The following is a 24,312-nucleotide window of genomic DNA, read 5'->3' on the forward strand; positions in this document are numbered from 1 at the left end:
CGCGACGTTGGCTGATACGCCGCGAAACCTGGCCGCTGTGACGACCGGGATCGGAATACGCCTCCGCGAACCGGCCTGCGATACGGAACTTGGTCCATATCGGTCGTTCCATTTGCGGCTCTGGCGGCGCGGCTATGCCGACCGCGTCGCGCGTCTCAAAGACCCGCTTCGACGGCCAGTCGGATGAGGTCGGCGGTGGTCTTGAGACCGAGCCGCTCCATCAATATGCCCCGGTGCATCTTCACGGTCTTTTCGGCGAGCCCAAGCTCTCCTGCGATCTGCTTGTTCAGCAGGCCTTGCGCGACGAGCTTGAGGACCTGCCCCTGGCGCGGCGAGAGCGCCTTGACCATCTCGGCCGCGCGGATACGCCGCATGCTGGTCGGCGCTGCCGCATTCGTGTCGATCTCGACCTGCGACCCGAGAAAATACAGCAGCCGGTCCTCCTCGTCGTACAGCGGCGCGACCAGGACGGCATTACGGAACGGTTGGCCGTTGCGCTTGTAGTTGAGGATTTCGACCAGCACGGGCTTGTGCTCGCGGACCCCGCGCCGGATTTCCTCGGACAGCCACGGTTCGGTCGCCGGTCCGGACAGGAACCGGCAATTGCGCCCGACGACTTCCTCCGCGGGATACCCGGTCAGGTCGCAGAATGCCTGGTTGCACGCGACGATCGGGTTGTCGGGCAGTCGCGGGTCGCTGATGACCGAGGGGATCGGACTGTCGGTCACCAGCCTCACCAGCCGCCGATTGGACGGCACCGATACGTCCGCCAAAACCATTCCCCCCATCCCCTCTTCATCCGTCGCGTGCTCGCCTGCAGCCCTGGCGTCGCCGTCTCCAAGGCCCCGTGATGACGAGCCCGTGGTGACCAGCACGCGATGACTAGCACGTATTTCCGTCACGCATGCACCGTGATGCGCGCCGCCGGGATGCCACAGCCGACGCCGCACCGCACGCGTTACCCATGCGAATTTACGTGAATGTTTCCTCTGAAGCGCGAACCCCTTGCCTGCGCCCCCTCTCTTGGGCAGGGCCTGTCCTTTTCTAGGAGTGTCAAGCCATGCCAAGCCGTATCACCGTCGACCAGGCGAGCCTTACCGATAACGACATTGCCCATCAGATCGAATTCACCGCGGAAATCGACGGCGACGAGCGCGATTTTGCCGTCAAATATGCCGTGCTGCGCGAACTGAGTGGGGATGAGCCTGAGAACGACGCGCTCGAATTGTTCGAACGATTCAGCGATGAAATCCTCGACGTCTGCGCCGACGTCGCCGACCAGCGCCCCAACGCCAACGTCGTCGTCATCGATGACGACGATCTCGAATAAGTAATCCTCATTGGGTGCGGTAGGCCCCGGGCAGCCGATAGCGATCTTGCGCGTTCAAGCCGTTCAACACGGAGAGAACCATGAAGCTCTATTATTCGCCCGGCGCTTGCAGTCTCGCAGACCATATCGCACTGCATGAAGCGGGCTTGTCGTTCGAGCGCGAACGGATCGATCTGAAGGCCAAGCGGACCGAGACCGGCGCTGATTTCACAGCGATAAACCCCAAGGGCTATGTCCCTGCCCTGACGCTCGATACGGGCGAGACGTTGACCGAGAACATCGCCATTCTCGACTGGATCGCGCATCGGAATACCACGTTGAAACCGGCGGGTGAACTGGGGCACACGCACCTTCTCGAAGCATTGGCTTTCATTTCGACCGAGATCCACAAGAGCTTCAAGCCTTTCTTCTCGGATGCCGGCGATGCCGAGAAGGCAAAAGCGGCAGAGACGATCCTGGCGCGCATGACGTACCTGGCTGACATGATGGAGGGCGACTACGTCGTTGGCGCGGATGTCAGCGTGGCGGATTTCTACCTGTTCGTCATGCTGCTCTGGGCGCAGAAGAACAAACTTGAAGTCCCTGCAAAGCTTTCCGCATTCCGTGACCGACTGATGAGCCGTCCTTCCGTCCAGATAGCGATGCAGCACGAAGGGCTGGTCTGATAGTCCTTGCCGACCTAAACGCGACGTCAAGGTGAAGGCGGCGATCGATCAGGCCGTATTGCCGCCTTTCGCCGTTTGTCTCGAAGCTGCCGATCCGCTCCACCGTATCTGTCCCTGACGCACACTGCGCTGGCTTGCATAGGCGATCGGCAAACGTCGGGATGCCGGACAGGATAATTCCAAAAAAAAGGCGCCCCGCGAACGGGACGCCCCAGGTGGAGGAGAGGGTTCCGCCATTGGCGGACTCGAGGGCGCCTATTTGAACGAGGCGCGGATCGAGAAGGTGAAACGGCGATCTGCGATGAACCAGTTGCGCGGCCGAGTCAGCAGATCGTCGTTGATGACGTACGACGTGCGCGTAATCGAGTTGGTCAGGTTGACGCCCTGGAAGCCCATCTTCACCGACGGCGTCACCGCGTAGAAGATCGACGCATCGAGCTGTCCGTACTTCTCTGCATAGACCGGCGCGTTGGGGACGATGACGTCGCGGATCGTCAGCAAGTTCCTCGACCGCCAATTATACGCGGCCCGGATTTCCAGGCCGTTGCGCTGGTAGAAGGGCGCGAGATTGAACTGGTATTTGGACAGGCCCTGCAACGGCAGTCCGCTGGTGTCGACGTTCGAGATAATCCCGGCCGCGACGTTCGGATCGTTCTCGTCGAGGTTCTCCTGCGACACGCCTGACGACTGCACATAGGTAAAGTTAGCGGCGAGACCGAAACCGCTCAGGAAACCGGGCAAGAAGTCATAGGTCTGCTGATAGCCGACCTCGAAGCCCTTCACCCGGCCGGTCTCCGTCGAGTTCAGCGGGGTCGTGATGATCCCCTCGAAGGTCGCGCCATTGTTGGTAAAGCTCTGGCGCTGCAGACTGTTGGTCTGCACGCCGTAGAGGTCCTTCTTGAACAGCGACAGCGTGAGCTGGCCGACGTTCGAGAAATACCATTCCGCGGTCAGGTCGTAATTGTCCGCGCGAACCGGCTTCAGAAAGGGGTTGCCGACCGAGAAGTTCGCGATCGGCGCGCCGTTGAACAGGATCGTCTGGTCGCTCGTGTTCAGGTTGATGTTGTAGAAAGAGCGCGTCAGCCCGAAATCGGGCGGTGCGACACTCTTGGTGAAGGCCGCGCGGAACTGCAGACCACCGCCTACCGCCAGCTTCACGTTGAAGCTCGGCAGGAAGTAGTCATAGGTCAGCTTGGCATCGTTTGGAGTAAGCTGGCCGTTCTGGAATGCGGCCGCGGAGTCGCGCACGCCCTGCGGCAGCGAGCAGAAGCGCGACGGAACCTGACCTGCGGCGACCTGCTCCGGCGTCAGTGGGGGACAGTTGAACGCCTGTTGGGGGAACGCGAAGAAGCCCGACGAGATACGCCGCGTCTTGGTGTAGCGCACGCCAAGGTTGCCGCTCAGGTTCCAGCCGTTCGACAGGTCGTTGCCGAACCGCGCCATCGCATAGACCGCGTTATTGCGTTCGCTGACCGGGTTGATTTCGCCCGGGAGGAACGGGGTTCCGGCAATGGCACCGGCGCGGTTTGCCAGCGGTACCCAGCCCTCTGCGCCCGACAGGTTGCTGCTGAAGTTGCGCCATTCCTGCGCGATCTGGGTGATCGCCTGCGTCGCGCTATCGTAGTTCTGCAGGAACGACCCTGGCACGAACACGCGTCCGCCGTTCGACGCATCGTTCGCCTGGCCGCGGAAGAAGTTGTCGTACAGGAACGCCTGCTGCGGCCCCAGATTGCCCTCGTTCCGCGTGACGGGATTGCCGTCGATCGGGCGATCGAACCAGACCGGGCCACCCGGACCGGTCGGTGCGGTCGCATCGGTCTGGTTGTTGCCGCCGCCCCAGATCTCGCTCAGCACGCCCCAGTTGTACGCGGTCGAGCGCGCTTCGTTCTGGCGATCCGCGAACCGATAGCCGACGCGAACCGAGGTCAACCAGCTGTCCTCGGGGAAGGAATAGTCGAGGTCGATGCGCGCAGCATCCTCGTTGCCCTTGCTGTCCTCGATATGATCCATCGCCGAGCGATAGAAGTTGTTATACGCATCGAGGTAGCTCGGGTTCGCCGCGTTCTGGTAGTTGTTCCGACCGTTCGTAACGGGAATGAAGTTCACATAGGCCGGGTTGGTCCCGTCGAGCCGGATGTCGGCATTCTGATAGGACGTACCCCATACCGTCAGGTCGGTGACCTTCACCTGCGACCAGACATGCTGATAGTCGACGTTGATGCCGAGCCGGCTGGTCGCCTGCCACTTCAGGTTGAAGCTGGCGTCGTTGGTGCGGAAGCGCGAATTGTTGCCGCGGGAGATGTTGTTGCTCTGCAGGCCGTTGGTCGGCGTGCGGCCGTCGCCCCCAGCCTGCCCGTCCGCTGCAAAACCGTTCGGGCCGGTGATGATCCCGCTCGTGAAGACGTTGTCGTCGTCATAGGTGAAGTTGGTGCCGGGGAAGGGCTGCGTATCGCCCGCCGCCAGCACGTTGTCGGTCGCGACCTCGATCGAATTCTCGGTCCACGCCTCGCGCGAGTCGGTGCGCAGGAACTGCGCGGTCGCGGTCATCGACTTGTCGGGGCTGCGCCACTGGCCGGCGGCCGAATAGCCGTAGCGCGTACGGTTGAATTCCTGGCTGCGGATTGCCGCGCCGCGCGGGACATACACTGTGCGACCGGTATTGACCACGCCAGTGGTTGCGTCGATCGGCTGCAGCAGCGAACCGTCGGCGCCGATCACGCGCTCGCCCCAGTTGGAGATCTGAACGCTGTCGGCGCGGCTGCGGACCTGCGAGCGCACGAAGCTGGCGAGAAAACCGAAATCACCAATGCCGGTTTCCCAGCGATTGCTGCCGAGGACCGAGACCGTCGGCGCGGACTTCTTGACGAAATCGCCGTAATTGTTCTCGAGCGTCCCGCCGAGCACCAGGCCGGTAGAATCGAACGGCAGGCGCGTGCGCAGGTTGACCGAGCCGCCGATGCCGCCTTCGATCATGTCCGCCGACGGGCTCTTGAACACGTCGACGCCGCCCAGCAGCTCGGCAGGCACGTCGGCGAACGACAGGCCGCGGCCGTTGTTCGCGCTGAACGAATCGCGGCCGTTGATCTCTGAGCGCGTGTAGCTGAGACCGCGGACGGTGACGCCCGATCCTTCGGTGGCGAAGTGATCGGGATCGGCGCCGGCCGAGAAGCGGCTGATCGAGACGCCGGGCACGCGCTGCAGCGCTTCGGTCACCGAACGGTCGGGCAGCGCGCCGATATCTTCGGACGAGATCGAGTCACCGACGACTTCGGAATTGCGCTTGATCGCCTGCGCACTCTGCAAACTGCGGCGAATGCCGGTGACGACGATGTCCTGCGTTGCCGCTTCCTGTTGCGGAGTGGCAGTCGACTGTTCGGCCTGCGTCGCGGTGACGCCACCCGACGGAACCTGCGCATTGGCCGACGGCTGAGAGCCGGTAGCAGTCGACGGCGCCGCCGCTGCGGCACGATCAGAAGGTGCGGTACGCTGAAGCGCGTTCGGAGTCGGCGTGCTCTGCGACGCTGGAGCGTCGGCCGAACCATCGGCGGACTGCGCCATCGCAGCGTAGGGCAGTGCAGCAAGGGACACCGCAAACATCGATACGCCACCCCTAAGTGCCGCGCCGCGAATGAACGACCGCGTAATGCCAGAATCTCGCTGCATGATGCCTCGCATCCCCTCTTTCCTGATAGCGCTATCATTTATGAATTGCGCGCTTTGACAGAGGATTGGTAGCGCGAGCATAGCGGCTCAGCTAGTGTGAAAATGCAACAGATGGCCACAAATGTTACATTATTTGTAACGGTACCACGGAGTTCGACAGAGTTTGGATTAAACCAAATAAATATACATTTGTTTGCTCCCGGAATCTGCTTCGGCGAGGCCTATGAGGGGCGCCTCGCCGATCGCGTGGCAGACATCGAGTCGCTATAATCTCGATTAATACGCAGATGATCTCGGATGGCACCCAGGTCATAGGCCGGTGTATCGGTGACAACAGAAGATCGGGTATTGACCAGACCGGCCTTATCGTCTGCATGACACGCGCCACGGTACGTGTCGTCGAGACGCTCCCCCTTCCGAGGATCGCATGAAGCCCAGACCATCACCCGGTACCACCAAACAGCCGCGCGGCATCAAGGTCGTCATCGTCGGGGGCGGCACCGCAGGGTGGATGGCCGCAGTCGCGCTTGGTCGATTGCTCGTGCCCGCCGGGGGACAGGTCACGCTGATCGAATCGGACGCGATCGCGACGGTCGGGGTCGGTGAAGCGACGATCCCGCCGATCCGCACTTTTCACGCCATGCTGGGAATCGACGAAGACGCGTTCCTGACCGCAACCGGCGGGAGCTATAAGCTCGGCATCCGTTTCGAAGGCTGGTCGCGCCCGGCCGAAAGCTATGTTCACCCATTCGGCCAGATCGGCACCGACATCGCCGGCTTGCCGTTTGCCGCGCAATGGCTCCGTGCCCGGCAGGCCGGGGACGCCGAAAACCTGGATCGCTATTCGCTCGAGGCCCGCGCAGCCGAGACGGGCCGTTTTTCACGACCGATCGCCAATGGCGACTCGCCACTCTCGCGGATCGGTTACGCCTATCACTTCGACGCCGCCCGCTACGCCGGCTTTCTCCGTGCACAGGCAGAAGCGCAGGGCGTCACTCGCCGCGAAGGCAAGGTCGTCCGTGTCGAAACAGGTCCGGCGGGGATCGCCGCAGTGCATGTGGCGGACGGCACTCGTCCAGACGGGCGTCCAGACGGGCGTCCAGACAGGCGTCCAGACGGGCGCATAGACGGGGACCTGTTCATCGATTGCACCGGCTTCCGCGCGTTGCTAATCGAGGGTGCGCTCACGGCCGGCTGGGAGGATTGGTCGACGTGGCTGCCGTGCGATCGTGCGGTGGCGGTCCCCTCGTCCGCGGATGCCGCGCCGCTGCCGCTTACGCGCGCGATCGCGCAACCTGCCGGGTGGCGATGGCGCATTCCGCTCCGTCACCGGACGGGCAACGGCCATGTGTTTTGCAGCCGCTATATGAGCGAGGACCAGGCCGTAGCGCGGCTACTGGATGCAATCGAGGGCGAAGCGCTCGCCGATCCACGCGTCATCCGTTTTGCAACCGGGCATCGCCGTCAGTTCTGGTCCGGCAACTGCATCGCGCTGGGACTTGCCGCGGGGTTCATGGAGCCGCTCGAGTCCACGAGCATCCACCTCGTACAGAGCGGGCTCCAGCATCTTTTGCAGATGCTGCCCGGCACGGGTGCGGCATCGTCCGTCGTGATCGAACGGTATAACCGCGTCATGACCGCCGAGTTCGTTCGCATCCGTGATTTTCTCGTTGCGCATTATCATCTCAATGCGCGCCCGGAGACATTCTGGCGCGACCGCGCGGCGGCGCCGATACCCGAAGGCCTCGCCGACAAACTCACCCTGTTTCGCCACGGCGGCCGCATCTTTCGCGAATCTGACGAACTGTTCAACGAGACCAGCTGGTTATCGCTGCTGACCGGGCAGAATGCGGTCGTCGAGGGTCATGATCCATTGTGTGCGGCGCTACCGATTGACCGTGCTGCGACGAGGATCGCGCAAATCGAGCAGGTCGTTACCGCGTCGCTGGCCCACATGCCTCCCCATGCCGAGGCGCTGGCGCGGTTCGAACGCCGCTGACGAAGCCGGGCTTGCCCCGCAGTCTACCGTTCAACGACGCTGAAGCGACTTGAGCAGATAGGTGCGGATGCGCTCGGTACGCTCGTCGCTTGCCGGTCCAAGCACGCCGCGCGCCGCCGTCGGCAGATGGTCGCCCGCCGCCGCGGCATCGTCACCGAACACATAATGGTCGAACCAAGCGCGCCAGCCGGCTTTCTCCGCCGCGGGTCGATCGCGGACCGCCATGAGAGCGTGCACGACCGCGTGGAACGCCGAAACGGTCGGATCGAACGACCACCAATAATTGCACAACACGTTCAGCGTCCCGAACGCCTGGACATGATGCCACCAGATCGCCGGCATGAAGATCGCGTCGCCCGGACCCAGATCGGCGACCCGTGCATGAGCGAGTGCCTCGGCATAACGCGGATAGCGATCGAAATCGGGCGCCAGAGGATCGACCATGCTTGCAGGAGGCCCCGCAAGCGTCCGGTCGAGCGGTCCGATATAGAGATTGCCAACCTGATCGGGCGGAAACAGCGTGAAGCGGCGCTGGCCGGCGACGACACAGGCGAGATTGGTCGAGCCATCGTAATGCGTGGCGGTCTGCGTCCCGTTACCGATCCACAACCGTGGCACCGCGCCGCCCATCGGCAGATCGAGCGGGTTGGCCGCAGCCCAGCCCGGCAGATGCTCCGGTGCGGTCGCGGCATTGGCATAGAGCGTGTGTCGCTCGCGCTCGGGAATGTCGGACAGGCGGAGCAATTCACCGAGCAGCATTCCCAGCGATGCCTTTTCACGGTGAAAGTTGAACCCTTCGAGGTGGTCGCCGCGGTAGAAGAACCGACCGCCGAACTCTGGCCCGCCAACCAGCACTTCCATCGGCTGGCCACCATTGCCTAGCCCTGCCAGATACGCGGCGACCGATCGATCGCCTTTCAGCCCTGCGTCGACGCTGGCCCAGTGCGAAACCTGCCCGCGGAGAACGATGGGTGTCGCGCTGGGCGCTACCTCGGCGGCGAACGTCGCGGCATCGACGGCAGCGCGTTCCTCGACGCGCGCATCGGTGGCGGCGGGATGATCGATCTTCATGCCCCCCCGATACCGCAACCTCGATCGGCTTGCTACTTTCACCGTGCGTCCAGATACTTGGGCCTTTCACAGGCAGCCGCATGGTCGCGCGCGCTTCGGCGAAAGCGCTAGACGACCGACCGAGCCCGACACGGACGGGCCACACGCCGTCGCGACAGATCCGACACGCCGGTCCCATTCGCATGCGAGGCCAAAACCCCGGGCGGCCGGATATGCACAATGCCCGCCTGACGCGGATGGCCGAGACGTCGATGTCGTGACGTGGATACCATGACGGGGAATGGGATCGGACGACGGCTTGCATGCGTTTGATCGCACTGGGTATGCCGTGTGGTGGCCCTCCCTCCTGTGCGATGCTCCTTGATGTCGATGTTTCGAGCCCGCCCGTTCCTGGGCCTCGCCCTGCTGACCATGGTACCGTCCCCAACCGCCGCGCAAGCTCCGACGATCGCCCCGGCCCCGTCCCTTGGCGCGCCCGCGGAACAGCCCGTGCCGCGCCTGCAGCTGCCGATCGACGCACTGATGCAGGATGCGGGAGAATATGCGCGCACGTTCGACGTGACGCTCGACGAGGCGATGCACCGGTTGCGCGCCCAGTCCGAGAGCATCGCCGTGACCGATCGCCTGCGTGAGACGTACCGCGATCGCTGGGCCGGCATCGCGGTCGATCATCGCCCGACCTATCGGATCGTGATCCTGCTGACCGGCACGGAGCCGGTGCCGGACCAGTCGATCGTGGCCGGCGGGATCGTCATCCCGATCGTGTTTCGCACCGGGGCGGCGATGAACCGGACAGGGATGTTGGCGATCATTTCCACCTATCAGGCGCGGATCCGCGATGCCCTGCCGCATCCGCCAGGCCTCGGGATAGACCCGCGAACTGGGGCCCTGCTCGTCATGATCAGTGGCCGTGATGCCGAACTGGACCGGGACGGCGCATTGCGGGCTCGGATCGAGGCGATGACCGGTGTCCCCGTGCGGATCGAAGCCGTCGACAGCCCGGCTATCGACAGCAGGGGCATCGACAGCACGGCCATCGCCAGCGGGGCAGGCAATCCCGCGGGCGTGCCCCCAATCCAAACCGCGCCGGTCGAAACCGGCCGGGATCCCCTTGCGCCAATCCCAAATATGGTCGCCGTTTCGCCGCCCCCGCCGATTACCGGCCTCTCGTCCGTGGAGGGCGGTGCCCGGGTCGTCGGGGTGGTCGGAGGCAAGCGCTATGCGTGCACCACCGGATTCGTCGTCACCGATGGATCCCGCTTCGGCATCGCGACGGCGGCGCATTGTCCCGACGTGCTGACCTATGTCGACACGCGCCAGGGTAGCATACCACTCGATTTCATCGGCCAATGGGGATGGGGATATCAGGATGTCCAGGTCAACACGGTCGCCGCCGGGCCACCACTCGCCTCGTCCTTCTACGCCAACACCGCAAAGACGCGCACCCGCACCGTTTCGACCTGGCGCAATCGTGAAAGCACCCGCGCTGGCGACTTCGTCTGCCATCGCGGTGAGCGGACCGGATATAGTTGCGCACAGGTCGCGATCGTCGATTTTGCGCCGGCGGGCGATCTCTGCGGCGGCGCATGCCTGCCAACCTGGGTCGCGGTAGAAGGCCCGACGTGCAAGGCCGGCGACAGCGGCGCGCCCGTGTTCGACGGCACCATCGCGCTGGGCCTCGTGAAGGGCGGAACGTACCGCCGTGATGGCGAATGCCTGTTCTATTATTACATGTCGACCGACTATCTCCCGACAGGCTGGTCGCTCGCTTACCGGCTAGCCATCCCCCGCGTGCCGCCCGCCCCGCCCCCATCTCGTGACGGTGCCGCGCTGGTGGAAGACGGTACCATGACCGCGCTACCCGATCGCCGCGTCGCGCGTTACGTCGATCAATGACCGATACGCCGCCCCTGCCATCAGCGATCCCCGCCGCCACGTTGGTTATTTTTCGCGCACGCGGCGCTGGGCGTCCCGAACTCCTGTTCGTCGAACGGGCGAAGGCCATGGCTTTCGCCGGCGGCGCGCTGGTCTTTCCTGGCGGCCGCATCGATCCGGGCGATCACGCGCTGGCAACCCTGTCAGGCCACGACGATCCTGACGCCGCAGCCCAGATCGCCGCGATCCGCGAGACGATCGAAGAGGTCGGCATCCCGGTTGGGCTCTCGCCACTTCCCGCTATGAATGCGCTCGAGCGTTTGCGCGCGGCGTTGCACCAAGGAATTGCATTCGGCGAGGCGCTTGCCGACGTGGAAGCGGGTCTCGATCTGGACGCGCTTACGTATTTCGCGCGCTGGCGCCCGGCGCATGCGCATGCCCGCATATTCGACACGCATTTCTATCTGGCGCGGTTGCCCGCAGGTGCGCCCGCGGCCCGGGTCGATGCGACGGAGAATGTTCGACTGGTCTGGGCGACCGCGGCGGACGTCCTCGCGGAGGCGGATGCGGGACGGGCGACGATCATCTTTCCGACCCGGCGCAATCTCGAACGGCTGGCACAGTTCGCGGACTTCGAGGCGGCCGTGACGGACGCGCGCGCGCATCCCGTGCGGACCGTGACGCCGTGGACCGAGACACGGGACGGCGTCGAGCATCTCTGCATTCCCGACGATCTCGGCTATCCCGTGACGTCGGAGCCGATGTCGGACGCGGTGCGCGGCTGACATGCGGGGGGTGCGGCTCACCCTTGGCTGGCTCGTGGGGCTGGCGATCGTCGCGACGCTCGCGCTTATGCTCTGGTCGATGGCGCGCGGCCGCCCGCAGGATCTGCCCTGGGCGCCGCTCGATCTCGGCCAGCCGATCGGCCTGTTCACCGGTCGCAAGCTGACCGCGCTGACCGAGGATTTCCCGCAATGCCGCGCGCTGCTCGATCGTGCGGGGGTGCGCTACACCGTCCTGCCACCGCGCAAGGGCGAAGGGCAATGCGGCTATTCGGATGGCGTCAGACTGACCGGCGGCGCGCGGAAGATCGGGTTCGTGCCCGCCGCGCTCGGCATCGCCTGCCCCGTCGCCGCGGCACTGTCGATGTGGGAATGGGACGTGCTCCAGCCGGCCGCAGTGAAGCATTTCGGCGCGCGAGTGGCCAGCATCGATCATTTCGGCAGCTATAGTTGCCGGCGGATCTACGGGCGCGATGCCGGCAATTGGAGCGAACACTCCACCGCCGACGCGGTCGACATCGCCGGCTTCCGCCTGACCGACGGCACCCGCATCACCGTCGCGCGCGACTGGAAGGGCGACGCTGCGAAGGCTGCCTTCCTCCGCGAGGTGCGAGACGGGGCGTGCAAGGTGTTCGCGACGACCTTGTCCCCCGACTACAACGCCGCGCATGCCGACCACTTGCATCTGGATCAGGCGAACCGTGGATCGATGGGCTGGCGAGCGTGTCGGTGAATGGGGCTGGATAGCTGGTTAGCTGGGTAGCTGGGTAGCTGGGTAGCTGGGTAGCTCGGACATGGAGCGCGTAACAACGCCTTCCACAACCACCCCGGCACGCCCCTTCTCTACCACCCCGGCGAAGGCCGGGGCCCAATTGGGGGACGCCAATGACAAGCGTAGCGCATCGTCACGACAACCTCACCAATTGGGCCCCGGCCTCCGCCGGGGTGGTGAGGAGCGCGCGGCCGAAGCCCGTTGCAGCCCAAGTGAGAAAAGTTTCAATCCTCCCCCGCAAGGGGGAGGTGGCGCCGAAGGTGACGGAGGGGGAGGACACGGAGCAGATGTTTCGCGTGCCTCCCCCTCCGTCAGGCGTTGCCTGCCACCTCCCCCTTGCGGGGGAGGATTGGCTAAAGCCAAACCTCAACTCGCCAACGTCGTCCCCGAATCCACCTTCTCCACCCAATACGGGAAGAAAGCCGGCTGCCGGTTCGACCAGCCCGATGCGGTCGCCGCAGCCTCGCTGATCGACTGGAGCAGTTTCCGCCGCAATTCCGGATGCAGATGCGGGAGCGCCGCCGCGGCACAGAACGCCGACGGCAACCAGGGCCGAACCTCCGCCCCGATCAACCGTTCGTACAGGAACCGCAGCGCCGAAAAACTCGTCAGCCGCCCCTGACCCAGATCGAACGCGACGAGGGTCATCAACGGTGCCAGAAACGGTTCGATCGCCTCGAGACCGCTATCGTCCGGCACCATCGCCCGCAGATCGGGCAAATTGTTATACAGCCGCGCCTGCGCCCGGATGCTTGCCGCCTCGACGACATCGCGCGACCAGCGCAGCATCGCGTCCTCGCGATCGAGCCCCACGTCGAGCGAACGGCGGATGTACCGCTGCGTCGAACTCGGAAAAGCCGCAAATTCCTTCATCTCGGCCAGCGTCATCGAGCCCTGTGCCGGTTTCATTCTGGAAGCCATGTCGTCACCCCGCTCTCGTCAAGGAACCGGCAGACTATGCGCCCGGATGGTTAACAACGTTCCTATCGCGCGTCATCTTTCCGTAACGCCAAGCGACCATGAAAGCTGTTGCGCTGCAACAAGGCTGCGACGAACCGAACGAAACTAAGCGATTTGATCGTCTTGCGAGGCGTTTGGGCAACAAAAAGGCGCCGGTCGCTGTCGACCGACGCCCGTTCGTTGAGCAGATGCGAGGGTTACGCCTGCTTTTCGCGCAGCGCCCGCTCGGCATCCTCGTTATAGCCCGACGACTTGGCTGGCTCGTTGCCCGACCCTGGCTGCGTTGCCGAAATCGGGTCGCTGCCGTCCATCGATTCGTCGAGCCCGTTGTCGAGCCGCGCGTCGGCGCTGTCGGGGTTCTTCTGCAGACGCTTGCCGATCGACCTGTCCTGCCCGGCTTCCTGGCGAGGATCGCGACCCGAGCTCTTGCCCTCTGAATCCTTATCGTCGGGCGCTACGGACAGGCTGTCCAGCGCACTCTTGTCTATGTCGGTCATTGCGACGTCCCTCTTTAATCTTGGCGATGACCAACGGTCGAAGTGGCGGAGCGTTCCTGCCCAAGCGCACAACCGTCATCCTGACGAAAGTCAGGACCCAGCGTAACGGGGGCTATGCTTGTGGTTCTTGGTCGTGACTTCCGTCAGGATGACGGCGTATCCAGCGGCGTAACCTTCACCGTCTGCTCCCACAGATACGCCTGCCCAAACACCGTCATGAACGCGATATCCGTCGCATCGCGCCCTACACAGACCCGCGCGATATCGCTGCACGTCGCCATCTTGGTCGCATCGATCAGCCGCCAGTCTCCCGCCAGCCACAGCTCGGCAACCGCATGAAAGTCCGGCGGATCGACCCCCGGCGCATAGGCAGACACGCACCGCGCCGGGATCCTGCCCGCCCGCGCCAGCGACACCAGCAGATGCGAGTAATCGCGACACACGCCGGACCTCGAAGCAAACGTATCAAGCGCAGTCGTCTCGCCGCTACTCGACCCGCAGCGATAATCGAGCGACTGGTACACCCACTCGGTCAACGCGGCGGCGAGCGGACCACCTTCCAGCCCCCCGAACTCGCGCGCGACGAACCCCTCGAAGCGGTCCGACGGACAATAGCGGCTCGGCATCAGATACGGCGTCAGCTCGCCATCGAGCATGCGCGGCGGCGTCGCCGGATACAGCTCGAGCTGGACTCGCTCGCGCTTCACGGCAACCACGGCCTTATACTCGGCGGTGAACCGGCCATGCCCGCGCGACCAGCAGCGCTGGCCGATCCCGTCCTCGCCGCGGACCGCCCGGATCGGACTGTCGGACCACAAGGTGAGGGACTCGGACTCGATCGTCTGGTCGGCCATCGCCGCCGCTTCGATCTGGAGGAGCACGTCGGCGTCCCCGGTGATCCCGTAATCCAGACGCACGTCGATCGAGAGCCGCATTTCGCGTCCCATTCCTGTCCTAAAGCCAAAGAAAAAGGGCCCGGCGGTGTCCCGCCGAGCCCTGCGTTCGTCACACCCTTAGCGGGAGTTAATTACGGCTGCTACCAAACAGACGCAGCACGAACATGAACATGTTGATAAAGTCGAGATACAGGCTCAGCGCCGACATGATGACGACCTTGCCGACCATGTCCGTCCCCGCGACCTGCGCATACAGTGCCTTGGTGCGCTGCGTGTCGTAGGCGGTGAGGCCTGCGAACAGGAGCACGCCGACGCCGCTGATGACCAGTTGCATCACGCCCGACTGCAAGAACATGTTGATCAGGCTCGCGACCAGCAGGCCGACGACACCGATGATCAGGAACGTCCCGAACGCCGACAGGTCGCGCTTCGTGGTGTAGCCATAGAGGCTCAGACCAGCAAAACCGGCAGCGGTGGCGAAGAACGCACCGGCGATCGACGTGCCGCTATAGACCAGGAAGATGGTCGACATCGACAGGCCCATCAGGACGGCAAAGCCCCAGAACAGCAACTGCATCGTGCCCATCGACATCTTGTTCTGGCCAAAGCTCATGCCGAACACGATCGCGAGCGGCGAGAACATGATGACGTATTTCAGGATGCCGCCGCTCATGAACACTTGAGCGGCAGGCGATTGTGCGCCGCCCCATGCGAACAGCATCGCGACGATGCCCGTCAGCAGGACAGCCGAACCCATGTAATTATACACGGACAGCATGTACGACCGGAGACCAGCGTCATAGGCCTCGGTACGCTGGCCCGTGGCCGTCGTTCCGAACGGCGCGGCACGGGGCCGGGGGTCAGACCAATTAGCCATTGTGAAATCAGCTCCTTTGTCCGGCATAATGCCGGTTACGGTGAATATCGTCTTTTACAGGACGCTTTTCAAGCTGAGTGGTTGCATCGGCGCCATGGTTCGCGGTTAACCTGCCGCACTATATGATCCGCCTGTTCGTCGCCCTCCGCCCACCGCCGGCTATCCGTCAGAGCTTGCTCGACATAATGGAGGGCGTCCCCGCCGCGCGCTGGCAGGACGACGAGCAGTTGCACCTCACGTTGCGCTTCATCGGCCCGGTCGAGCGGCCCGTCGCCGAGGATATCGCGGTCGCGCTGAGCCAGGTCGTCGCGCCGGCGCCGCGCGTGTCGCTGACTGAAGTCGGTCGCTTCGAGAAGCGCGGGCGGACCGATACGCTCTGGGTCGGCGTGACCCCGCATGACGCCCTCGCCGCGCTCCACCGCAAGGTCGACCAAGCCTGCGTCCGCGCGGGGCTGGAGCCCGAACGCCGCGCCTATCTGCCGCACGTCACGGTCGGACGACTGGCGCGATCGGCGGGCGTCGGGTTCGCGATCGACGCGTGGCTGGCAACGCACGCCGCCCTGTCGAGCGCGCCCTTCCCGCTACCCCATCTCGTGCTGTACCAGAGCCATCTCGGCCGCGACGGCGCGACCTACGAACCGGTCGCACGCTGGACGCTCGATAGCGGGGACGGAACCTGAGCGACGGCGAAGGGTTCGCCAAGAGATCACGAGATCAACAGGGAGAAACGACATGCGGATTGCGACACTGGCACTGCTCGGCGCGGCGACGATGGGCCTCAGCGCCTGCGACAAGAGCGGGATGGACACGGGCACGCCGATGGCGGGCGGCCAGCGCGCCACCGCGATGCTCCAGACCGCGACCGGCACCGACGTCGGCCGCGCCACCGCCACCGAAGTCGCGGGCGGCATCCGCTTCACGCTCGACGCCAAGGCGATGCCCCCCGGCACGCACGGCGCGCACATCCACATGGTCGGCCGCTGCGACGCACCGGACTTCACGACCGCAGGCGGCCACTGGAACCCGACCGGCATGAAGCACGGCAGCATGAACCCGCAGGGCCCGCATGAGGGCGACCTCCCCAACCTGATCATCGGCACCGACGGTCGCGGCACGATCGGCATCACGATCCCAGGCGCTACGATGGCGGGCCTGATGGACGCGGACGGCTCGGCGTTCGTGGTGCATGCGGGTCCGGATGACATGATGACCGACCCGGCCGGCAACAGCGGCGGACGGATCGCCTGCGGTGTGTTCCAGGCGGGGTAAGGCCCCAACTACCGTTCGTGCTGAGTAGAGACCGAGTAGCTTCGCAGAAGCGTATCGAGGGCTCGTATCGAAGCATGGGTTCCGCGCGCCAACCTGTCCTTCGATACGCCGTATCGATACGCTGCTGCTGCAGCTACTCGACGGCTACTCAGGACGAACGGAAAGTGGGGGCGCAACTCATGCGGACCTCCAAACCGCGCGATCCTCGCCCGCCAGGGGGAGGTGGCTGGCCCTTGCCAGACGGAGGGGAGGAAAGGGATACCGCGGTTCCGCATCCTCCCCCTCCGTCACCTACGGCACCACCTCCCCCTTGCGAGGGAGGATCGCAAAAACCCTCAAACGACCTCCCCCGCCGCCCGCGCCCGCGCCTCCCGCGTAGCCTCCGCCCGCGGCGCCAGCCGGTACGCCGCAACCGCACACGCCAACGTCACCGGCGTCACCACTAGCAGCGACAGCATCCCGATCGAGAGGCTCCCGGTCAGCGTCGACACCCGCCCCGCCATATACGGCCCGAGCGCCAGCCCGATCAGCGTCGTCCCGATGAAGAACGTCGCCGTCGCCGTCCCCCGCATCCGCGGCAACACCATGTCCTGCGTGGTCGCCGCCGCCGCACCCAGCGCACACGACGCGGTCAACTGCGCGAGAAAAATCCCCGTGTAGAACGCGGTCGACGACGACGCGGTAAAGGCCAGGATCAGGAACGGCACCGGCACCACCGCGCCGAAGATCACCACCCACAGCCGCCCCGCCGGATTGCCCCGCCGCAACCGATCCGACACCACTCCGCCGATCGTCAGCCCCAGGAACCCCGCCGTCGCGCCGAGGCTGCCGATCATGAACCCCGCCGATGCCGGCGTCGCGCCGAGCTCACGCAACGCATAAGGCGCAGCCCAGAAACTCGCGGCGTAGCTCAGGAACGCGTTCAGCCCATACGCCACCACCGTGCACAGGAACGCCGGCGTCCCGACGATCAGCGCGAAGGTCGGCGGATCACGCCGCTTCAGCGCCGACGCCCACGAGAACACCGCGTACACGCCAATCCCGATCGCCACCCATTGCGGCCAGGGCTCGCCCGCCGCGACCAGCCCCGACACCGCCGCTGTCACCACCGCGAGCGCCAGGATATTGTACCCGAGCGCCCGCGCGCCCCCCATCGCCGCACCGATCAACGTCAGCGGCGGCACGATCGTCACCAATTCGGCACCGAACGCGCGGAACGGTGCCGGATGCTTCTCCGGCTCGGGCAGTCCCTCGACCAGTCCGCGAATGGGCTCCTTCAACGTCGCGATCCAGATCGCCAGCAGCAGCCCCGGCAGGCCGACCGCCATGAACGCCGCCTGCCAGCCGACCAGGCCAAGCGGCCCGCCCGCCGGATAGGCGCGGTTCCAGCCCTGCACGATCAGCCCGCCGATAAACAACGAACAGCCGCCACCGACATACAGGCCCGCAGAATAGATCGACAGCGCGGTCGCCCGCAGCCGCTTCGGGAAATAGTCGGAGATGATCGAGTAGGCGGATGGGCTGGCGGTAGCTTCGCCGATCCCGACCCCGATCCGCGCCGCCGCCAGATGCCCGCCGGTCCGCGAAAAGCCCGACAGCGCGGTCATCACCGACCACAGCGACAACCCGATCGTCATCAATCGCACGCGGTGCCAATTGTCCGCCAGCCGCCCGAGCGGGATCCCGAACAGCGAATAGAACACGCCGAACGCGGTGCCGTACAGGAAGCCGAGATCCTGGTCCTTCAGCCCCAGGTCGCGCTTGATGTCCTCCGCCAGGATCGAGATGATCTGCCGGTCGACGAAGTTCAGGACATAGACGAGGAACAGGACCGACAGCACGTACCAGGCATAGCGCGACGCGCCCGCCTCCCGCTCGCCCACGATGGTTTCGGCACCCGCCATGACCCCTCCTCGTTATTTTTTCGAGCTATGGGTATCAGACGGAAGAAGAGAGAAACAGCGCTTTCGGCAGTGTCGGGTACGCCAGCGCAGAGCCAATTCTTCGCCCCTCCCTGGAAGGGAGGGGTCGGGGGTGGGTCGGCTTCCCCAAGTTCGCCCGACGGTGGCAAAAGCCGGCCTACCCACCCCCAACCCCTCCCTTCCAGGGAGGGGAGCAGTTCGGGGCAGCCTCCTGGGGAGCGGTGGGCTCAAGCCTCAATGCGTACCGATACGCCCCCGACGCAGCGCGCCCTGTTCGAGCCGCCGCAACAGCGCCTCGATCGTCGGCGGCGAGGTCGGCTCGCCCGTCGCACGCGCGGGCCGGGCGATCGGCGTCGGCGTCGGCGTCGGCGCGTTGATCTCGGGCGCCTCGTTCTCCGCCACCCCGTCCTCAGCCAAACCACCTTCCGCAACCCCGTCCTCTGCCACCTCGACCGGCCGCTCGACCGGTTCCACCAGCGGCGCAGTCACGAACGTGTCGGGCTCGGCTGTCGACGACGACTCCACCACCGGCGCGACCATCGCCTGCGCCAACGGAGAAACCGGTCGCACCGGCTCCATCGGCACTGGCCGGATCGCGTGCGGATCGAATGCGGCGAGCGGCTGGTCGAGATCGGACGGGATCGTCCGCTCGTCGCGCCCAGCATTAAGCCCAGCACCAAGACCAGCACCAAGACCAGCACCAAGACCAGCCCCGACACCCACTTCCATCATCGGCGTACCAAGATCCGCCGCCGACATCGGCTTGCGCGGCGGTGCGTCGGGATGTGCGTCGGCGCGGCGGATCACCGGCACGCCGTCCTCGCGCGGCGATGCCTTGGCAAACACCCCGCCCGGCCCGAACAGCAGGAACAGCGACGACCACAGCAACGCCGCGAACAGCACCCCACTCCCCAGCGCCAACAGTGCGCGCGCGGTCGTCCCGAGCGGCGGCGCGGCGGCGGGCACCAGTGCCGCCACCCCCGTCGTCCACACCGCGGACTCCAGCGTTTCGGTCGACGCCAGCAGCACGGCCGTTGCAGCGATCAGGCCGCCAACCACCGCGCCGTACACCGGCAGCGAGCGGATCAAGGTCTGGCGGGTCAGCGCAATCATCGATTTTCCCGTGCAGCGGCCATCATCAGCCGCCGATACAAAGGATCGTAGCGGCGAATGTTTGACGACCAGTTACGCTCTTCGCGAACAAATGCACGTCCCCGCGCCCGCCGCTCGTCCCAGCCCGATCGATCCGCGAACATCGCTGCCAACGCCGTCGCGATCGCGGGCGGATCGTCCGGCGGAAACAGCGTCCCCGTCTCCCCGTCGCGGATCAGTTCGCGGTGTCCGCCGACGTCCGACGCCGCCACCAGCCGCCCCTGCGCCATCGCCTCGAGCGGCTTCAGCGGCGTGACCAGATCGGTCAGCCGCATCCGTTTGCGCGGGTAAGCGAGGATATCGACCAGCCCGTAATAACGCTCCACCTCCTGGTGCGGCACGCGCCCGACGAAGCGGATCGCGTCGGCCACCGGCGACGCCTCCGCCTGCGCGCGCAACGCCGCCTCCATCGGTCCGCCGCCGACCATCAACAGCCGCGCCTCGGGACGCAGCGCGACCAGCGCCGGCATCGCCGCGATCAGGTCGTCGAGCCCTTCGTAATCGTAGAAGCTGCCGATGAACCCGACGACATCCGCGCCATCGAGACCCAGTTCCGCCCCCAGCGCGTCGTCACGAGGCGGCGCGGTGCCGAACAGGTCGAGATCGACGCCATTGGGCGACACCGTGATCTTGTCCGCCGCGATCCCCCGCGCGACCAGATCGCTGCGCAGGCCTTCGCAGATCACCGCCACGGCGTCCGCGCGCCTGACGGCCCAGGTCTCCAGCGCCCGCGTCGCACGGTAGCGCAGCGACGTCGCCGTCCCCGTGCCGTTGCCGACCGCCGCATCCTCCCAGAACGCGCGGATCTCGTACACCAATGGCAGCTTCCGCTTGCGTGCGACGATCAGCGCGGCAAGCGCATCGATCACCGGCGAATGCGCGTGGAGGATGTCGGGCTTGAAGGCATCGACCGCCGCCTCGATCCGCTTGGCGAACGCCGCGATCCCGACGACCTCGCCGACCGGACCCGACTGCACTTCGGCCGCCGTCCGGTAGAAGGTCAGGCCGTCGACCGACTCCACGGAGGCAGGCGCGACGCCGTGACGCGGGCCGGTAACCGCCGCAACCGACCAGCCCAGCCCCTCCTGCGCCTTGAGGATCGCCCTTGTGCGGAACGTGTAGCCGCTTTGCAGTGGCAGGCCGTGATCGAGGATATGAAGAATACGCATCGTGGACGCGGTCTGCCACAGATCGCTTAACGGCGCGTCAACCGACTATGGCTACGCACGACACTCGCAAGCCCTCAGGGAAGGAGGCCGGACCCATGATCGACAATCTCGCGCTCGGCCTCAGCCACGGGCTGATGATGCTCGCCGCGTTCCTGCTGCTCAAGCGCCCGGACCTCGACCGCGAGCCGAGCCCGCACGACACGCCCAAGCGCTCCTCTCCGACCGAGAAACCCCGCCCCGATGCGTGATCTCGCGTTCATCGCCTTCCTGCTCGCGTTCTTCGCGATGGGCTTCAAGCGGCCGTTCCTGCTCGTGCTCGTCTATGTCTATATCGACATCGTCTCGCCTCAGCGGCTGACCTATCTCCTGCTCAACAGCGTGCCGATCTCGCTGATCGCGGTCGCACTGGCGGTCGGTGGCTGGATGGTCGCCGACGACAAGCGCGATACGCGGATCGGTGCGCGACAGGTGCTGATCGTGTTGCTGCTGCTCTATTGCTGGGGTACGACGATCGCCGCCGATTTCCCCGCCGAGGCCAAGGAGAAATGGGACTGGGTGTGGAAGGCGCTCGCCTTTGCCGCCTTCCTCCCATTGACGCTGCGAACGCGCGTCCGGATCGAGGCGCTGTTGCTGTTCATGATCCTCGCGGCGTCGTCGATCATCGTCGTCGGCGGCATCAAGACGATCGCGAGCGGCGGCGGCGGCTACGGTCAGCTAAACCTGATGGTCGACAATAATAGCGGGCTTTACGAGGGCAGCACGATCAGCGCGGTGGCGATCGCGATCGTTCCGATCATCATCTGGTTCATGCACCACGGCACGATCTTCAAGCCCGACTGGCGCGTGAAAAGCTACTGCCTCGCGCTGGTGTTTGCGTGCCTGCTTATCCCGGTCGGCACCTCGACGCGCACCGGGTTGCTCTGCATCGGCTTGCTCGCGCTGCTGTCGATCCGCAACGTGAAGCGCAAGGTCGCGTATCTGGCGATGCTCAGCGGGCTGGGGGTGGCGGCGATCCCGTTCCTGCCGTCGACCTTCACCAGCCGGATGAACACCATCAAGACCTATGACGCCGACGAATCCGCCTCGACGCGGCTCGCGGTATGGAAATGGACGATCGAATACGCGAAGACGCATCCGTTCGGCGGCGGCTTCAACGCGTATCTAGGCAACCGCATCCGCTACGATCTGAAGACCGCCCCCGGCACGACCGGACCCGCCTCCGCCGCCCCGGCAACGCCCAAGGTCGAGGTCGACAAGGCCCGCGCCTATCACAGCGCATATTTCGAGATGCTCGGCGAACAGGGCTATCCGGGGCTCGCGCTATGGCTCGCGATCAACCTGATCGGCATCATCCGGATGGAGGTCATCCGCCGCCGCTACCGCGATCCGGACGGCGAGTTCGCCTGGGCCGGACCGCTCGCCGCGGCACTCCAGAGCGGTCACATCGTCTACCTGCTCGGCGCGGCGTTCATCGCGATCGCGTTCCAGCCGTTCATCTACATGCTGATCGGCGCCCAGATCGGGCTCGACACGTATTTGTCGCGCAAGCGGAGCGAACAGTCGTTCCGGCCGATGCGCCGCAGTGCCGCGCCATCTCCGGCGTGACGGATCGCGCTCCGGTCCACGAACTCCGCGCACTGACCGGCGTGCGCGGGATCGCGGCGTGGTTCGTCGTGTTCTACCACATCCGCCTGTCGATCGCGGGTTTGCCGATCGGTCTGCGCGACGTCTTCACCAAGGGCTATCTCGCGGTCGATTTCTTCTTCCTGCTGTCCGGGTTCGTGATCTGGCTGACATGGTCCGGCCGTATCCGTACCGGCGGCATGACGAGCATCCCCCGCTTCCTGCAAAAACGCATCGCCCGAATCTGGCCGCTGCATCTGGTGACACTCGGCGGTGCGGTCGCCTTGGCACTCATGTTGCGCGCAACCGGCCGCAGCGATGCGCAATTCGTGTTCCCCGAACTGCCGCTGCACGTCCTGCTACTGCAGAACTGGGGCTTCACGCATCTTCTCGCCTGGAACGACCCCGCCTGGTCGATCAGCGCGGAGCTGGGGGCGTATCTGCTGTTTCCGGTGCTGGTGATAGCGGTCGACTGGCGACGTCTGCCAAGCCTCGCGCTGCTGTCGATCGCGGCTGTGCTGCTGATCGGCCTGCATCTGGCGATGCGCGCCCCCACGCTGGGCACCGACATTCCGCGCTACGGCCTGCTGCGCTGTCTGGTCGAGTTCACCACCGGCAGTATCGTCTGCGCATTATGGCTGCGCTGGCGAGACCTGACTTGGGGGCCGGTATGGGCAGGACTAGCAGCCGTACCGCTCGCCGCAGCTTGGGTTGCGGGCGCACCGGAGACGCTTGTCGTTCCGGCGGTATTCGCCGCAACTCTCCTGCTGCTCGCGCTTACTGCCGGCAAGCGTGGCAATCCATTCGAATTACGATGGACGCATTACCTCGGCGAGATCAGCTACGCGACCTATCTCAGCCACTTCATCCTGTGGAAAGCGTTCAAGCTCGCCTTCGTCAACGACGCGACCGCCGTGTCGCCCGCCAAGATCGCGCTGTACCTCGCGATGGTCCTGCTGGCCTCGATAGCGCTCTATCACCTGATAGAACGCCCCGCCCAACGCTGGCTCAACGGGCTCCCCTCCCGCCCGCGGGAGGGATAGGGGGAGGGGCGGCCGTAAAGGTCAGCGCCCGTTCCCCTCCCCTAACCCCTCCCGCAAGCGGAAGGGGAACAGCTCAGTCGACCGGCTCGTCGGCCAGCTCTTCCTCCAGCGCCGCGATGATCGCCTTGTTGAACGCGGGGATATCGTCCGGCTTGCGGCTGGTGATCAAATTGCCGTCGACCACGACCTCCTCGTCCACCACATCCGCGCCCGCATTCTCCAGGTCCGTCCGGATCGACGGGAAGCTCGTCACGCGACGACCGTCGATCACGTCCGCCTCGGCCAGCAGCCACGGCGCATGGCAGATCGCGGCGATGATCTTGCCGTCCTCCATGAACTCGGTGATGATCTCGATCGCGCGCTCCTGCTGGCGCATCGTGTCCGGGTTGGCGACGCCGCCCGGCAGCACCAGCGCGTCGTAATCGTCGGTATCGACCTCGTCGAGCGTCAGGTCGGGCGTCGCGGTCTCGGCCTTGTTGATGTCGCCCTTCATGCCCTGAATCGGGTCCATCTTGATCGAGGCAAGCTGCACCTTCGCGCCCGCGGCCTCCAGCGCCTTCCGCGGTTCGAACAGTTCGACGGTCTCGAAACCGTCGGCGGCGAGCATCAATACGCGAGCTTGGGAAAGATCGGCCATGTCATGTCTCCAGTGAAATTCCGTGCCCCCTCAACCCCGCGTCGCGCGGGTCGTTCCGGAACGATGCGTCCTCCCGAACATTTGCAGACGGGAAGGACCCCCGCATTGCC

Annotated in this window: 22 protein-coding genes; 11 read left to right on the forward strand and 11 right to left on the reverse strand. The window is 65.3% G+C overall.

The window, feature by feature from the left end:
- Positions 1-155 precede the first annotated feature (155 nt).
- Positions 156-779 (reverse strand): LuxR C-terminal-related transcriptional regulator, encoded by a 624-nt coding sequence (locus SPHN_RS03970; protein ID WP_248521292.1) that lies wholly within the window; start codon positions 777-779, stop codon positions 156-158.
- Between the two features lie 281 nt (positions 780-1,060).
- On the opposite strand from SPHN_RS03970, the gene SPHN_RS03975 reads away from it, so the two are divergent.
- On the forward strand, positions 1,061-1,330 hold the full coding sequence (locus SPHN_RS03975; protein ID WP_248521294.1) for a DUF1488 family protein: 270 nt from the start codon (positions 1,061-1,063) through the stop codon (positions 1,328-1,330).
- A gap of 80 nt (positions 1,331-1,410) precedes the next feature.
- Positions 1,411-1,995 (forward strand): glutathione binding-like protein, encoded by a 585-nt coding sequence (locus SPHN_RS03980; RefSeq protein ID WP_248521296.1) that lies wholly within the window; start codon positions 1,411-1,413, stop codon positions 1,993-1,995.
- Between the two features lie 255 nt (positions 1,996-2,250).
- On the opposite strand, the gene SPHN_RS03985 is transcribed toward SPHN_RS03980, so the two are convergent.
- Positions 2,251-5,658, reverse strand: coding sequence for a TonB-dependent receptor (locus SPHN_RS03985; protein WP_248521298.1), 3,408 nt, complete (start codon positions 5,656-5,658; stop codon positions 2,251-2,253).
- Positions 5,659-6,085: 427 nt separating this feature from the next.
- Between SPHN_RS03985 and SPHN_RS03990 the strand changes: the two genes are divergently transcribed.
- The gene (locus SPHN_RS03990; protein WP_248521300.1) at positions 6,086-7,657 is read left to right on the forward strand and encodes a tryptophan halogenase family protein; all 1,572 of its coding nucleotides are present in this window, start codon (positions 6,086-6,088) and stop codon (positions 7,655-7,657) included.
- Between the two features lie 30 nt (positions 7,658-7,687).
- On the opposite strand, the gene SPHN_RS03995 is transcribed toward SPHN_RS03990, so the two are convergent.
- A complete protein-coding gene (locus SPHN_RS03995; RefSeq protein ID WP_248521301.1) occupies positions 7,688-8,728 on the reverse strand; it encodes a cupin-like domain-containing protein in 1,041 nt (346 codons plus the stop codon).
- A gap of 489 nt (positions 8,729-9,217) precedes the next feature.
- On the opposite strand from SPHN_RS03995, the gene SPHN_RS04000 reads away from it, so the two are divergent.
- Genes SPHN_RS04000 through SPHN_RS04010 form a run of 3 tightly spaced genes read left to right on the forward strand, consistent with a single transcriptional unit; the run spans position 9,218 to position 12,118 of the window.
- The gene (locus SPHN_RS04000; RefSeq protein ID WP_248521302.1) at positions 9,218-10,624 is read left to right on the forward strand and encodes a S1 family peptidase; all 1,407 of its coding nucleotides are present in this window, start codon (positions 9,218-9,220) and stop codon (positions 10,622-10,624) included.
- Positions 10,621-11,388 (forward strand): NUDIX hydrolase, encoded by a 768-nt coding sequence (locus SPHN_RS04005; protein WP_248521303.1) that lies wholly within the window; start codon positions 10,621-10,623, stop codon positions 11,386-11,388. The genes SPHN_RS04000 and SPHN_RS04005 overlap by 4 nt, the downstream gene beginning before the upstream one ends.
- A 1-nt stretch (position 11,389) precedes the next feature.
- The gene (locus tag SPHN_RS04010; RefSeq protein ID WP_248521304.1) at positions 11,390-12,118 is read left to right on the forward strand and encodes an extensin-like domain-containing protein; all 729 of its coding nucleotides are present in this window, start codon (positions 11,390-11,392) and stop codon (positions 12,116-12,118) included.
- 405 nt (positions 12,119-12,523) lie between these two features.
- On the opposite strand, the gene SPHN_RS04015 is transcribed toward SPHN_RS04010, so the two are convergent.
- The 4 genes from SPHN_RS04015 to SPHN_RS04030 all read right to left on the reverse strand — a co-directional run bounded on the left by SPHN_RS04015 (position 12,524) and on the right by SPHN_RS04030 (position 15,387).
- Positions 12,524-13,078, reverse strand: coding sequence for a hypothetical protein (locus SPHN_RS04015; protein ID WP_248521305.1), 555 nt, complete (start codon positions 13,076-13,078; stop codon positions 12,524-12,526).
- A gap of 236 nt (positions 13,079-13,314) precedes the next feature.
- A complete protein-coding gene (locus tag SPHN_RS04020; protein ID WP_248521306.1) occupies positions 13,315-13,614 on the reverse strand; it encodes a hypothetical protein in 300 nt (99 codons plus the stop codon).
- Between the two features lie 143 nt (positions 13,615-13,757).
- A complete protein-coding gene (locus tag SPHN_RS04025; RefSeq protein WP_248521307.1) occupies positions 13,758-14,549 on the reverse strand; it encodes a transglutaminase-like domain-containing protein in 792 nt (263 codons plus the stop codon).
- A gap of 88 nt (positions 14,550-14,637) precedes the next feature.
- Positions 14,638-15,387 (reverse strand): Bax inhibitor-1/YccA family protein, encoded by a 750-nt coding sequence (locus tag SPHN_RS04030; protein ID WP_248521309.1) that lies wholly within the window; start codon positions 15,385-15,387, stop codon positions 14,638-14,640.
- Between the two features lie 122 nt (positions 15,388-15,509).
- Between SPHN_RS04030 and thpR the strand changes: the two genes are divergently transcribed.
- Together thpR and SPHN_RS04040 are read left to right on the forward strand one after the other, a co-directional pair.
- Positions 15,510-16,067 carry an RNA 2',3'-cyclic phosphodiesterase gene (gene thpR, locus SPHN_RS04035; RefSeq protein WP_248521311.1) on the forward strand — a complete coding sequence of 186 codons (558 nt, stop codon included), beginning with the start codon at positions 15,510-15,512 and terminating at the stop codon, positions 16,065-16,067.
- 52 nt (positions 16,068-16,119) lie between these two features.
- A complete protein-coding gene (locus SPHN_RS04040) occupies positions 16,120-16,656 on the forward strand; it encodes a superoxide dismutase family protein (protein WP_248521313.1) in 537 nt (178 codons plus the stop codon).
- A gap of 335 nt (positions 16,657-16,991) precedes the next feature.
- Here the strand turns inward: SPHN_RS04040 and SPHN_RS04045 are convergent, their stop codons facing one another.
- The 3 genes from SPHN_RS04045 to SPHN_RS04055 form a co-directional block, all read right to left on the reverse strand.
- The gene (locus SPHN_RS04045) at positions 16,992-18,560 is read right to left on the reverse strand and encodes a spinster family MFS transporter (protein WP_248521315.1); all 1,569 of its coding nucleotides are present in this window, start codon (positions 18,558-18,560) and stop codon (positions 16,992-16,994) included.
- Positions 18,561-18,812: 252 nt separating this feature from the next.
- Entirely contained in the window at positions 18,813-19,691 is an 879-nt protein-coding gene (locus SPHN_RS04050) for a hypothetical protein (protein WP_248521317.1), read from the reverse strand.
- Positions 19,688-20,899 (reverse strand): TIGR04063 family PEP-CTERM/XrtA system glycosyltransferase, encoded by a 1,212-nt coding sequence (locus tag SPHN_RS04055; protein WP_248521319.1) that lies wholly within the window; start codon positions 20,897-20,899, stop codon positions 19,688-19,690. Before SPHN_RS04055 ends, SPHN_RS04050 begins: the two co-directional genes overlap by 4 nt.
- Positions 20,900-20,994: 95 nt before the next feature.
- Between SPHN_RS04055 and SPHN_RS04060 the strand changes: the two genes are divergently transcribed.
- Genes SPHN_RS04060 through SPHN_RS04070 form a run of 3 tightly spaced genes read left to right on the forward strand, consistent with a single transcriptional unit; the run spans position 20,995 to position 23,565 of the window.
- The gene (locus SPHN_RS04060; RefSeq protein ID WP_248521321.1) at positions 20,995-21,147 is read left to right on the forward strand and encodes a hypothetical protein; all 153 of its coding nucleotides are present in this window, start codon (positions 20,995-20,997) and stop codon (positions 21,145-21,147) included.
- Positions 21,140-22,504, forward strand: coding sequence for a putative O-glycosylation ligase, exosortase A system-associated (locus tag SPHN_RS04065; RefSeq protein WP_248521323.1), 1,365 nt, complete (start codon positions 21,140-21,142; stop codon positions 22,502-22,504). Before SPHN_RS04060 ends, SPHN_RS04065 begins: the two co-directional genes overlap by 8 nt.
- Positions 22,501-23,565 carry an acyltransferase family protein gene (locus SPHN_RS04070; RefSeq protein WP_248521324.1) on the forward strand — a complete coding sequence of 355 codons (1,065 nt, stop codon included), beginning with the start codon at positions 22,501-22,503 and terminating at the stop codon, positions 23,563-23,565. Before SPHN_RS04065 ends, SPHN_RS04070 begins: the two co-directional genes overlap by 4 nt.
- Before the next feature lie 73 nt (positions 23,566-23,638).
- On the opposite strand, the gene SPHN_RS04075 is transcribed toward SPHN_RS04070, so the two are convergent.
- On the reverse strand, positions 23,639-24,202 hold the full coding sequence (locus SPHN_RS04075; RefSeq protein ID WP_248521326.1) for a type 1 glutamine amidotransferase domain-containing protein: 564 nt from the start codon (positions 24,200-24,202) through the stop codon (positions 23,639-23,641).
- Positions 24,203-24,312 lie beyond the last annotated feature (110 nt).

Origin of the sequence: Sphingomonas faeni (assembly GCF_023195535.1) — a bacterium.
GTDB lineage: Bacteria > Pseudomonadota > Alphaproteobacteria > Sphingomonadales > Sphingomonadaceae > Sphingomonas > Sphingomonas faeni_B.